The organism is Microbacterium sp. STRO-1N (assembly GCF_057748015.1).
In genome coordinates this window covers 3,141,638-3,152,691 of the sequence record NZ_CM173234.1, presented here as the reverse complement: position 1 = coordinate 3,152,691, position 11,054 = coordinate 3,141,638, and the positions used below count along the sequence as shown (strand labels likewise).

Here is an 11,054-nt window from a genome sequence, read left to right as displayed (position 1 = left end):
GAGCCGATTCGGCTCCGCCCCGTTCCGCGTACGCATCACTCCTTGATCGGCAGCACCTGGTACTTGCCGGTCGCGCCCGGTGCGGGAGGGACGACGGCGACGAACTCGCCCTTGCCCTGAACAGGGGCGGCGACGATCTCCGGCGGGAGGCCGGGGGTGAGGGCCGCTGCGCTGATGCCGCCTTTGAGGATGCCGGCCTTGATCGCCGCGGCCGAGGCGGCCTTGGCGCCCTTCTTGTCGAGCGCCGCGATCTGGGTCGCGTGCTGCTGCACGATCGCACCGAAGTTCTCGTCGGGGATGCTCGGGTGCGACACGTAGACGACGTCGACCGTGGCATTGCCGTTCTTCACTTTGAGACCGGTGAAGCGCTGGCGCCCCACCCAGCCGCGAGACTGGAAGTCGGCGAACAGCGTCGCGCCGTTCTTCCGGCGGGTGGAGAAGTGGACGATGAGCAGGATCACGCCGAGCGGGATCAGGATGATCGGTCCGTACACGTACAGGAAGCGCCACATCTCCGCGCGTCCGGAGCGGCCGCCGGTGAACTCGACGGCCTGCGCGTCGAAGAAATAGCGGAAGATCAGTCGCCAGTTCCAGTCGCTCGCCGAGCCGAGTTGGAAGATGTTCATCGCGATGCCGAACAGGCCGGCGACGAGGCTGGTGAGTCCACCGACGTAGATTGCGCTTCTCGGCGTCACCGCCTTGGCGAATCCTTCTGGCGTGGACAACTGCTGCTGGACGGTGCCGATGCTCATAGCAAGATCATAGCCAGCACCTCGAACCGGGCCGTCACCTCGGCCTGCTATCGTGTGGCGCGACAGCGCCTAGGGTTCCGGGGTTCGCGCCCGACTGGTCCGAGCGGCACCACGATCACCGTCCAGACGGCGGTCGTCATCTGACAGGACAAAAGCCCGGAGGAGCCCGTTCGTCGCGCCCGCGACGAGCAGAAGGCTCCGCATGACTCCGTTCGCCCTGTCACTCGTTCTCGCCGCCGCAGTAGCGCACGCCGCCTGGAACATCATCGCCCACGGGGTGAGCCGTGCCGGCATCCCTTTCCTGTGGTGCGGCGCGGTCGTCTCAGCGATCGCCTGGGGACTCGTCATCCCCTTCACGGGCGGGATCGGAGACGACGTCCCCGGGTTCCTGATCGGCATTGGCGTATCCGGCATCCTGCACGTCGTCTACATGCTGGTACTGCAGAGGGGCTACCGAGAGGGGAACCTGTCGACGGTGTACGCGACCGCACGCGGTACGGGGCCGTTCCTCGCTGTCATCGCCGCAGTGGTGCTGCTGGGCGAACGGCCGTCGCTGCCGGCACTCGTGGGCGTGCTCGCCGTCATCGTCGGTGTCGTCGCGCTCGGACTCGTCGACCGTACGGCGACGGAGCGCCGACGTGGCATCGACCCGGCTGTTCTGTACGGGCTGTTCACGGGCGTGATGATCGCGACCTACACGATCTGGGATGCCCATGCGGTGCGCACGTGGTCGATCAACCCGGTCGCCTATATGGTCGGCACCTGCCTCGCAGAGGTGCTGGTGTACACATTGCTGCTCCGTCGGCGCCGCGACGAGACGATCGCTCTCGCCCGGATGCAGTGGCGCAGGATCCTCGCGTTCGCGGTGCTGTCGCCGTTGTCGTACATCCTGGTGCTGTACGCCATCACGATCGCCCCGGTCGCGTTGGTCGCCCCGCTGCGCGAACTCAGCGTCGTGCTGGTGAGCCTGTTCGGCGTCTTCGTGCTGAAGGAGCAGCGTCCGGCGCGCAGGCTCATCGCCGCAACGGTCGTGGTGGCAGGGATCGTGCTGCTCGCGCTGTGACAGGTCCGCGCCGCGTCAGCGGAAATCGATCAGCCCCGCCCGCGCGGCGGTGACAAGGATCTGCACGCGGTCGCGCAGATGCCACTTGGCCATGATGCGCCCGAGGTGCGCCTTCACGGTGCCTTCCGAGACGATGAGGGCACCGGCGATCTCGGCGTTCGACATCCCGGCGGCCAGGCGATCGAGGACCTCCGTTTCGCGTTCGGTGAGCGGCTCGAGGTCCGCCGCACCCTGCGCGCCGGAGGATGCCTCGCGCACGTGACGGATGAGCATCGACGCGACGCGGGGCGACAGCGAGCTCGCGCCGCCGTGCACCTCGCGGATGCCGGTGACGATGCTCTCGGCGCTGGAGTCCTTGAGCAGGTATCCGGCGGCTCCGGCGCTGAGCATCGGCAGCACGGTGTCGCTGCCGTCGAGCGTCGTCACGGCTACCACCCGCACATCCGGCCAGCGCTGGGTGATCGCGGCGGTCGCGTCGATGCCGTTCATCTCGGGCATCTGAACGTCCATCATCACGACATCCGGTCGGTCGTGCGCGATGGCCTCGAGTGCCTGGCGGCCGTCCTCGGCCTGGCCGATCACGTCGATATCGGGGTCACGGGACACGAAGTGCGCGAGCGCAGTGCGCACGAGAGGGTCGTCGTCGACGATGAGCACACGGATCTCCGGCATGCAGGAAGCCTAACGGCTGAGCAGAGTGTCCATGAGCGTCTAGACCTTTAGCCAAACAAGTCTGCCAGTGAGTCGGATGTGCTCGCGGGAGAACGTCGAGAGGATGTAGTCACTGCTGGACAAACGACCAACTTCGGAGGTGAATGACCATGACTTTCTGGGATCAGTTCGGACGCTGGATCGGCCTCTACCGCTAACCATAGCTGGCGGATAGGACATACTGAACTATGGCTTTGGACCGGTCGGCGCGGAGCGCCTCCGACATCCTTCGACTGGGACGCGGAGAGAAGCTCACCGTCGTCGAGCGCATCTTCTTTCTGGCCATCGTCTCCGGTGTCATCCTTCTCGACGTTTTCGGCATGCTCTCCACGCCGGACGCCGATCTTCTCCGCTCCGCGGTGAGCATTCTGGCCACCGCGACTCTCGCACTCTTCGTCGTCTCGCCCCTGGTGGCGACGTGCGCTCTCGGTATCGCCTTCGCGGTGTCGTTCCTCGTCGACGCTCAGGCCCTGGTGCTGACGACCGCTGCCGTGGCCGCCGCGCTCGTCATGCGTCTCGGGCGCACATCGTTGATCCTGTCGTACACGGCAGGCTTCCTCGTGGCTACGGCCGTCATCGCATACGGCGACACGGTCGCCCCCGTCAACGTCGGCATCTACCTCATCGCGGCGACCGTCTCCGGCGGCGTCGGTTTCGCACTGCGGATGGCTTTCGCCCGCGGTCACCGACTCGAACAGCAGCTCGCCGCCAGCGCCGAACAGGAGCGCCAGGCGGTGCTCGCGGAGCGTCGGTGGATCGCCGGAGAGCTGCACGACAGCATCGCGCATCATCTGACAATCGTCTCCCTGCACGTCCAGATGCTCGATGACGAACGGGCTCGCGCCGACTCGCAGGAGGCGATCCGCGTGGCCGCGCGCAAGGCGATGACCGACCTGCGCTTCGTGATCGATCTCGCCGAGGACGGCCCTCGCGGCGCGGAGGTCCAGATCGGCGACCTGGCGGCGGCTCTGGCCGAAGCACGCGAAGAGCTCGAGGCGGCCGGTCATGCGGTCGCCTTCGAGGGAGATCCTCGCGATGAGCGCATCCCGCGGTCGGCCGAGATCATCCTCGCGCGTGTCGCCCGCGAATCCGCGACCAACATCCTGAAGTACGCCGGTGCCGGTGAGATCGAGATGCGGCTGAGTATCACCGATGAGACGGCGATGTTGACGATCGGCAGTCCGCTGTCGGCGACGGCGCGGCGCAGCCTCTCCTCCAGTCGTACGGGGCTCGAGCGCATGGCAGAGCGTGTCCTCGGAGGCAGCGGAGAGTTCAGTGCCGGCGAGGTCGGTGACCGGTGGGTCGTCATGGCGCGTCTGCCGATCGCTCGGCGGCCCGATGCTGCAGTGGAATCTGTCCGAAAGTCGTAGAGGGTATCGACCTTCGACACTGTTCGGACGTGGATTCACGAACGTATCCTGAAGGCTCCCCAGAGTACGGCGTCCCCAGCGCCGTGATCGCGAGCGCAGGGTCAAGGCTTCCAAACCGATCCGCGCTCGCGATCTTCTGTTTCCGGCGATGGTGTGCATTCCCGTCGCACAGGTGAACGGATCCTGAACTCTTGTCGGGGCGACCGGGATCGTGTTGCGCAAGGTGCCAGAGTGACAGGCGGATCTCCGCCGTGCACACTCGAAAGGCCGCCATGCAGTACCGCCGTTCCGCCGCCCTTCCTTGTGCCGTCGTGTCCGCACTGATCGTGCGCGGTCTCGTCGCCGCACCGGTGCTGGTCGGCTGACGTGCGCACACTGCTGCCCCACGCCGAACTGCGCGACATCGGATTGCGCCCTGCGGCGACCGCACGGGTGTGGCTCGGCTCAGGGATGCCGTTGGAGACCGTGGCGGTCCCCGGCGTCGCGCTGGCGGCAGGCGACGTGCTGGTAGCGGTCGAGCTGTCGACCATCTGCGAGTCCGATGTGCACACCGTGCGCGGCGACCGCACCTCTCCCGTGCCCGTCGTGCTCGGGCACGAGAGCGTCGGTCGTGTGATCGCGATTGGGGAGGGCGGCGCGCACACGGTCGAGGGCGGGGAACTGCGCGTCGGCGACCGGGTGGTGTGGTCGGTCGCGGTGTCGTGCGGCACCTGCGATCGGTGCGCGAGCGGGATCGCGCAGAAGTGCCGGTCGCTGGCGAAGTACGGCCACGAGCGGATCGAACCCCGCTGGGAGCTCACGGGCGGTTTCGCGTCGCACGTCCATCTGCGACGGGGAAGCGCGATCGTCCGAGCGCCGGAGTCGCTCCCCGCCGCGGTGCTTGCGCCCGCGTCGTGCGCGACCGCGACCGCATGGGCGGCCGTGGCGCGCGCCGGCCGTGACCTCGACGGGATCGCGGTCAGGGTTTACGGTGCCGGTCTGGTGGGGCTCTCGGCCGCGGCCATCGCTGCGGACCTCGGCGCGCGGGTCACGGTCGTCGATCCGTCGCAGGACAGACGCCGGCTCGCAGAGCGCTTCGGCGCCGAGCCGGGTGCCGACGCCGGCGCTCCGAAGGTCGTGATCGAGGCTTCAGGTCATGCGGTGGCCGAGGCGATCGACGAGGTGGACGTCGGTGGGACCGTCGTGCTCATCGGCAGTGTGCTTCCCGCACCGCCGATCGCACTGGATGCTGCGGACATCGTGCACCGTCTCATCACCATCACAGGCGTCCACGACTACGCCGGATCGGATCTCTCGGCCGCGGTGGCGTTCCTCGCCGGGCGCGGGAGGGCGTACCCGTTCGGAGACGTGGTCGGCGCGGTCCATCCCCTCACCGATGCGGATGCCGCGCTCGCGGCGGCTGCGGCCCACGGTGCACCGTTGCGAGTCGGTCTGGTTCCGCGCTGACAATCGGTTCCGGGCGGGCTCGGCGCGGTGAGCCCGCGCCGAGCCGAGCGCTCAGTGATTCCGCAGCGCCGTGATGAGTTCGCTCTTGCGCTTGCCGGAGTAACCGTGCAGTCCGAGCTCCTTCGCGCGTTCCTTGAGCTCCGGGACCGTCCAATCCTCATAGCTGCCTGACTCGCCGCCGCGCCGTGCGACGTCCGATCGGCCTTTCTTCGTGCCGCCCGTGGCGTTCGAGATCCGCGCGGCCTTCTCCTTCGACGCGCCGTCCTCGCGAAGCTCCTCGTACAACTCCGGATCCTTCAGGCGAGATCGCTGATCGCGTGGCATGTGCTGTCCTCCTTCAGAGCGAGATGCGTTCGACGGTCTGGCCGGTGTCCTGCGCCGGCATCGCACGGGCGATGTCCGCCTGGCTGACGATGCCGACCAGCAGGTGGTCATCGATCACCGGAAGCCGGCGGACCTGATGCTCCTGCATGCGCGCGAGCGCGACCGAGATGTCGTCCGACGCCGTGACGGTGATCGGCTTCCCCATCGCCAGTACCCCGGTACGGGTGGTTTCGGGGTCCATGCCGTTCGCGACCGCCTTGACGACGATGTCACGATCCGTCAGCATCCCCTTCAGTCTGCTGTCCTCCCCGCAGATGGGCAGGGCTCCGACGTCCAGCTCCGCCATCACGGTCGCGGCGATGTGCAGCGAGTCGTTCTCGCCGATGCATCGTGCGCCCGGCGTCATGATGTCGCTGACCAAGGTCATGATGTTGCTCCTCTCCTGTGCGTGGAGGACACGATACGAGCGCCTACCGGACCCGCGACGGGGGTTGACACTACGCTGTCGGCAGGGGAACAGCTACGACGGAGAGCCCGATTCGGTCGGGCTCCACGAACGAGAGGGTGTCGCATGGGCAAGTTCATCTACGATGGCGGCGTCAAGGTCGAGATCGAGGACCGCGCTCTCACTCACATCCAACTGGTCATCAGCGCGAAGCTGCGACGAGGAGAGCCCTTCCCGTTCTCGTGGCGTGAAGACGCCAGCGTCGGAGGCGGCCGGACGACCGTGTGGGTGCACGCGTCCAGTGCGCTCGTGTTCAAGTACTACGGCAGCCGATCGCCGGCGATCAATCGCGCGTGGATCGAAGCCTTGGCCTTCACCGCGAACTCTCCGGGCGGGCTCTACCTCGTGCCGGAACCGGCGGACGGCGGCGAACCGGTCACGGCGGAGAATCCCGCGCTCTGATCCGAAAGCTCAGGCGGGAGCGGGAACGCGCAGCTGCTGACAGGGTCGATCCCCGTCACGGTCACCCAGCCGTCGGCGAGCAGCGCCGCGTCGCTGTCTTCCGCCGGAAGGAGCGGCAAGTCCTCCACGGCGAGACGCACGTAGTGCTCGTCCGCCTCCGTGAGCGTGGTCTGGACGATGCCGAACGGCGCGAGCGGGGCCTCAACGAAGCCGCGCGCCTCCGGAGCGTTCGGCACATTCACGTTCACAACCGCGCCCCGTGGGCGGGTGAACAGCAACGGCACCAATCGCAGCGCGGCATCCGCTCCGACGTCCCAATGGCACGTCTCCGGTTCGATGCCGACGTCAAGGGAGACCGCCATTCCCCACGTGCCGCCGAGGCCGCCGGTCAGCGCGGCGCCGACGGTGCCGGAGTGCAGGATCGCACGGCCGACGTTCGCGCCATGGTTGACCCCGGAGAGCACCAGGTCAGCGGGGGCGCCGAAGGCGCCGCGCGACGCGATCAGGGCGATGAGACCCGGACCGCCGTGCACAGCGTGGGCGCGGACGCCCTCGAGACCGTCGAGCTCGCGCTTCTCGATGCGGATGCGGCCGTCGGCCTCTTCCGCCAGGATCGAGGCGCTCGAACCGCTGGACTGCTTCGCCGGCGCCGCGACGACCACGTCGAAGCCGGCCGAGACGGCTGCCGCGGCGAGCGCATGCAGCCCAGGGGCATCGATGCCGTCGTCGTTCGTGACGAGCACCCGGGTCATGAGTCCTCCTCCAGAGCAGCGCGCGCGGCGAGCCCTTCCGGGCTGGTGCGCTCTTCGGCGATCGGTGCCTCATCGGTGTCGATCATGCGCTGACGGACTCGATCGCGCAGCCCCCGGATGGCTGATCCGTCTCCGGTGCCCAGACCGTGCCTGGTGACGTTGAGCGCTCCGGCTGCGGCCCCGAGCGAGATCGCGCGCCGCAGCGGCTCGCCGTGCACGAGGCCGGCCACGACGCCGGCGGTGAGCGAATCGCCTGCTCCTCGCGTCTCCGCCTCGGCGAACGCCGGCAGGGAGACCTCGACGGTCCCGTGCTCGTCCATCAGCAGCAGCGGATCCGAGGAGCGCGTCACGATGACCGCCCGCGCACCCGCATCGCGCAGGGTGCGCATCGCGGCGCGGATGGCGTCGGTCGAATCCGCTTCGATGAGCCCATCGTCCCTGAGCTCCTCGTGGCTCACCTTGAGCACATCGACCCCGCCGGAGACGACGGCCCGCATCCGGTCGCCGGCGAGATCCGCTACGACCCGGCGTTCGTCGCCGCGCAGATCCGCGGCCAGGCGGCGGTACATGTCCGGCGGTACAGTCTCGTCGCCGGACGGGCCGCTGAGGATCGAGATGCGTGAATGCGACGCGGCATCCAGCATCCGCGTGTAGAGGTCGTCGAGTTCGTGACGTCCGAGCGGGTCGCCCTGCTCCTCGGCGATCGCGACGCGTTTTCCCTCGCGGCGGTCGTGGACGTAGGCGGAGCCGCGTCCGGCACGCTCGACGGCGACGACCCGCAGGCCCTCATCCTCGAGCAGATGGCCGAGGGCGCCGCCGATCTCGCCCGTGAGCACGCAGCACATCGTCACGTCGCAGCCCAGCCGCCGGAGCATCCTCGCCTGCCAGACCCCCTGTCCGCCGGCATGCACGTGGATCTCGGAGCCCTGAGGGTGGTCCTCGACGGTGATGGTCAGCGTCGGGGACGGCGCGAACACCGTGACATCGCTCATGTCGGCACAGTACGAGTCGCGGCTCGGGCGGCGCAGGGGATTGACGGCAGGGCGCACAGCGGTTAACGAGCCGATCGTGTCAAGCCCCTGTCCTCAGGATGCCGAGACGATATCGGATCGGGGGAGAAGAGAGGAGTCGGAGTGCCCACGACAGACCGACCGCATTCGCTGTGGCGCGACACCGCACCGGACGTTCCCGTGGAGACGCGTGCGGTGGACGGCGCCGAGATCGTGATCGCCGGCGCCGGGCTCACCGGGCTGGCCGCCGCCGTGATGCTCGCGCGCTCGGGGCATCGTGTGGTCGTGATCGACGCCGCCGAGATCGGAGCCCGCACGACCGGAGCGTCGACCGCCAAGCTCAGCCTGCTGCAGGGGGCCGTGTACTCCGGCATCCTCCGCAGCGCCGGCGAGCACGTCCTGCGCGCGTACGCGCGGGCCCAGCGGGATGGCCAGTCCTGGTTGCGGGCCGAACTCGCGGATACTCCGGATGCCGAGGAGCGCCGTGTCGCGATCACCTACGCGATGACGGCGGCCGGCGACGCGAACGTCCGTGCCGAGGCGACGGCATGCCGGACCGCGGGGATCGAGGTCGAACGTCGATCTGGACAGGCAGGGCTGCCGTTCCCGGTATCCAGCGCCCTCGTCCTGGAGGACCAGTCGCAGCTGCATCCGATGCGGGCGCTCGGCGCGCTCGCCGACCGCGCCCGTGCGCTCGGCGTGCACTTCATCGGAGGGTGCCGGCTCACCGGCGCGGAGGCGAGCGGCGACGGCGTGCGCGCCCGCACGAGCCGCGGCACGATCTCCGCGCAGCGGCTGCTGGTGACGACGGGCTTCCCTGTGGTGGATCGTCGGGGCTTCTTCGCGAAGCTCACGCCGACCAGGCAGGTGGTCGCGGCGTACCGGCTTCCCGACCCGGCCATGATCCCGGACGGGATGTTCCTCTGCGTCGACGAGGTCACCCGATCGCTCAGAGCGGGGCGGGACGAGCAGGGCCGTGCGCTGCTCGTCGTCGGGGGCAGCTCGTACCGGACCGGACGGGATCCGGACACGCGGCAGCGCCTGCAGGCGATCGACCGGTGGACCGCGCAGGCGTTCCCCGGCGCGGCGCGCGATCGGTGGTGGGCCGCTCAGGACTATCGGATGGCTGGAGATCGGCCGTTCTTCGGCATCCTTCCGGGCACGCGGGGTCGGATCCTCGCTGCGACGGGCTTCGCCAAGTGGGGCATGACCAACGCCGTCGGCGGCGCACTGGCGCTCACCGGCATCGTGGACGACGCGCCTGCGGAGTGGGCCGAGCACTTCGCGCACGCGCGGGTCGGCGCACGCGGGGCGGCCGCCATGGTGCGCAGCAGCGCCTCCGTCGCGGCGGAAGCAGTGCAGGGATGGGCGCGTCCGGAGCAGTCGCACGCCGAGGCCGGCGAGCGCGCGCGGGTGCTGCGACGCGGACTCGAACCGGTCGCGGAATCCGATGTCGACGGCCGCATCTGCGCGGTCTCGGCCGTCTGCACGCACATGGGCGGCGTACTCCGCTGGAACACGGCGGAGCGCAGCTGGGACTGCCCGCTGCACGGGTCGCGCTTCGCACCGGACGGTCGCGTGATCGAGGGGCCGGCGACGCGGGATCTGCCCCGGCGGGACGGCAAGGTACGCGCAGGAACCGACCGGGTCAACCCCGGAACGGCCTCGGACACGGCATCCATAGAGTGAGCCATCCGAGAGCACCCGACGAAGGAGATGAGCAGAATGACCGAAGTGATCAGAGCCGAGATCGAGGTCGAAGCGCCCGCGAGCGCGGTGTACGACCAGTGGGCGCGGCTGGAGGACATGCCGCACTACATGTCGATGGTGAAGAGCATCGAGCGCCTGAGCGAGGACCGGACGCACTGGGTGGTCAACGTCGGCGGGGTCGAGCGGGAGTTCGACGCGATCGTGACCGAGGCCGAGCCGAACCGGCGCATCGCCTGGGTGAGCGACGGTGAGAAGATCCACACCGGTGCGGTGCAGTTCACGCCCATCGACGCCGAGCGCACACGTGTCGAGCTGGAGATGGGCTGGGTGCCAGAGACCCTCACAGAGAAGGCGGGAGCACTTCTCCATCTCGACGAACGAGCTGCTGCCTCCGACCTCAAGCGCTTCAAGGAGCTCATGGAGGGCGGCGGTGGTGGGAGCCGGGTCGGCGCTGACCCGGATCTCGCCTTCTGAGCGGGAGCACCCATGGTCCAGATCGGTTTCCGCGCCTCGCACGCGCAGGTCGACCCGGCGAGGCTGCTGCAGGCGGTGCGGGATGCGGAGAGCGTCGGCTTCGACGGGGCGATGTGTTCCGATCACCTCGCGCCGTGGACACGCGCCTAGGGCGCGGCGACGCTCGCCACGATGTTCCCCGGCCGCTTCTGAGCCGCGTTGGGCAGCGGTGAGGCCCTCAACGAGCACGTCACCGGCGATGAACTCGAGCGGCTCGTCGCCCTGCGCCTCGGGCTGCTCCTCGTCGGCCGGATCCTCGGCGGTCTCCTCCTCGGGCACGGCCTCGGCATCCGCCGGATCGGTGTTCTCGGCATCCCGCTGTTCGACGCGGTCGGGAGGGAACGGCAGTTCGTCCTCGGGAATGGCTCGCGTACCTGACATGGCTGACTCCTTCGGCTGATGGATTCGCACCGTCGCGCATCGGCATCCGGCCGGTCGGCCCCGTTGACAGATCGCGCGCGAGCGCTCACGCACGCGAAGGCTGTTCGCTCCGCCA

The 11,054-nt window shown here is 69.0% G+C and carries 14 protein-coding genes; 8 read left to right on the top strand and 6 right to left on the bottom strand.

The annotated features are described in order from the left end of the window. Positions 1-35 precede the first annotated feature (35 nt). Positions 36-752 carry a hypothetical protein gene (locus AC3ANJ_RS15440; protein WP_488317050.1) on the bottom strand — a complete coding sequence of 239 codons (717 nt, stop codon included), beginning with the start codon at positions 750-752 and terminating at the stop codon, positions 36-38. Between the two features lie 202 nt (positions 753-954). Here AC3ANJ_RS15440 and AC3ANJ_RS15435 point away from each other — a divergent pair, with 202 nt between their 5' ends. Beyond that, positions 955-1,815 carry an EamA family transporter gene (locus AC3ANJ_RS15435; protein WP_488317049.1) on the top strand — a complete coding sequence of 287 codons (861 nt, stop codon included), beginning with the start codon at positions 955-957 and terminating at the stop codon, positions 1,813-1,815. A 15-nt stretch (positions 1,816-1,830) separates the two neighbouring features. On the opposite strand, the gene AC3ANJ_RS15430 is transcribed toward AC3ANJ_RS15435, so the two are convergent. Further along, positions 1,831-2,487 carry a response regulator gene (locus tag AC3ANJ_RS15430; protein WP_488317048.1) on the bottom strand — a complete coding sequence of 219 codons (657 nt, stop codon included), beginning with the start codon at positions 2,485-2,487 and terminating at the stop codon, positions 1,831-1,833. 227 nt (positions 2,488-2,714) lie between these two features. Between AC3ANJ_RS15430 and AC3ANJ_RS15425 the strand changes: the two genes are divergently transcribed. Both AC3ANJ_RS15425 and AC3ANJ_RS15420 read left to right on the top strand, forming a co-directional pair. Beyond that, complete coding sequence (locus AC3ANJ_RS15425; protein WP_488317047.1) at positions 2,715-3,896, top strand: sensor histidine kinase; 1,182 nt, start codon at positions 2,715-2,717, stop codon at positions 3,894-3,896. 366 nt (positions 3,897-4,262) lie between these two features. After that, positions 4,263-5,342: an alcohol dehydrogenase catalytic domain-containing protein gene (locus AC3ANJ_RS15420; protein ID WP_488317046.1), complete on the top strand. Its 1,080-nt coding sequence runs from the start codon at positions 4,263-4,265 to the stop codon at positions 5,340-5,342. A 51-nt stretch (positions 5,343-5,393) separates the two neighbouring features. Here AC3ANJ_RS15420 and AC3ANJ_RS15415 read toward each other — a convergent pair whose 3' ends face one another. Both AC3ANJ_RS15415 and AC3ANJ_RS15410 read right to left on the bottom strand, forming a co-directional pair. Beyond that, complete coding sequence (locus AC3ANJ_RS15415) at positions 5,394-5,666, bottom strand: DUF7218 family protein (RefSeq protein WP_488317045.1); 273 nt, start codon at positions 5,664-5,666, stop codon at positions 5,394-5,396. A gap of 13 nt (positions 5,667-5,679) precedes the next feature. Then, entirely contained in the window at positions 5,680-6,093 is a 414-nt protein-coding gene (locus AC3ANJ_RS15410; RefSeq protein WP_488317044.1) for a CBS domain-containing protein, read from the bottom strand. 144 nt (positions 6,094-6,237) lie between these two features. On the opposite strand from AC3ANJ_RS15410, the gene AC3ANJ_RS15405 reads away from it, so the two are divergent. After that, on the top strand, positions 6,238-6,573 hold the full coding sequence (locus tag AC3ANJ_RS15405) for a DUF7882 family protein (protein WP_406249078.1): 336 nt from the start codon (positions 6,238-6,240) through the stop codon (positions 6,571-6,573). Here AC3ANJ_RS15405 and surE read toward each other — a convergent pair. Further along, entirely contained in the window at positions 6,510-7,325 is an 816-nt protein-coding gene (surE, locus tag AC3ANJ_RS15400; protein WP_488317043.1) for a 5'/3'-nucleotidase SurE, read from the bottom strand. The two genes, AC3ANJ_RS15405 and surE, sit on opposite strands and share 64 nt — an antisense overlap. After that, positions 7,322-8,317 (bottom strand): 1-phosphofructokinase family hexose kinase, encoded by a 996-nt coding sequence (locus AC3ANJ_RS15395; protein ID WP_488317042.1) that lies wholly within the window; start codon positions 8,315-8,317, stop codon positions 7,322-7,324. The genes surE and AC3ANJ_RS15395 overlap by 4 nt, the downstream gene beginning before the upstream one ends. A 141-nt stretch (positions 8,318-8,458) precedes the next feature. On the opposite strand from AC3ANJ_RS15395, the gene AC3ANJ_RS15390 reads away from it, so the two are divergent. From AC3ANJ_RS15390 to AC3ANJ_RS15375, 4 genes are read left to right on the top strand one after another with little or no spacing between them, the layout of a single operon-like run. After that, positions 8,459-10,024 (top strand): FAD-dependent oxidoreductase, encoded by a 1,566-nt coding sequence (locus tag AC3ANJ_RS15390; RefSeq protein WP_488317041.1) that lies wholly within the window; start codon positions 8,459-8,461, stop codon positions 10,022-10,024. A 36-nt stretch (positions 10,025-10,060) separates the two neighbouring features. Further along, entirely contained in the window at positions 10,061-10,519 is a 459-nt protein-coding gene (locus AC3ANJ_RS15385; protein ID WP_488317040.1) for an SRPBCC family protein, read from the top strand. Between the two features lie 12 nt (positions 10,520-10,531). Then, complete coding sequence (locus AC3ANJ_RS15380) at positions 10,532-10,669, top strand: hypothetical protein (RefSeq protein WP_488317039.1); 138 nt, start codon at positions 10,532-10,534, stop codon at positions 10,667-10,669. Between the two features lie 48 nt (positions 10,670-10,717). Further along, positions 10,718-10,936 (top strand): hypothetical protein, encoded by a 219-nt coding sequence (locus tag AC3ANJ_RS15375; RefSeq protein ID WP_488317038.1) that lies wholly within the window; start codon positions 10,718-10,720, stop codon positions 10,934-10,936. Positions 10,937-11,054 lie beyond the last annotated feature (118 nt).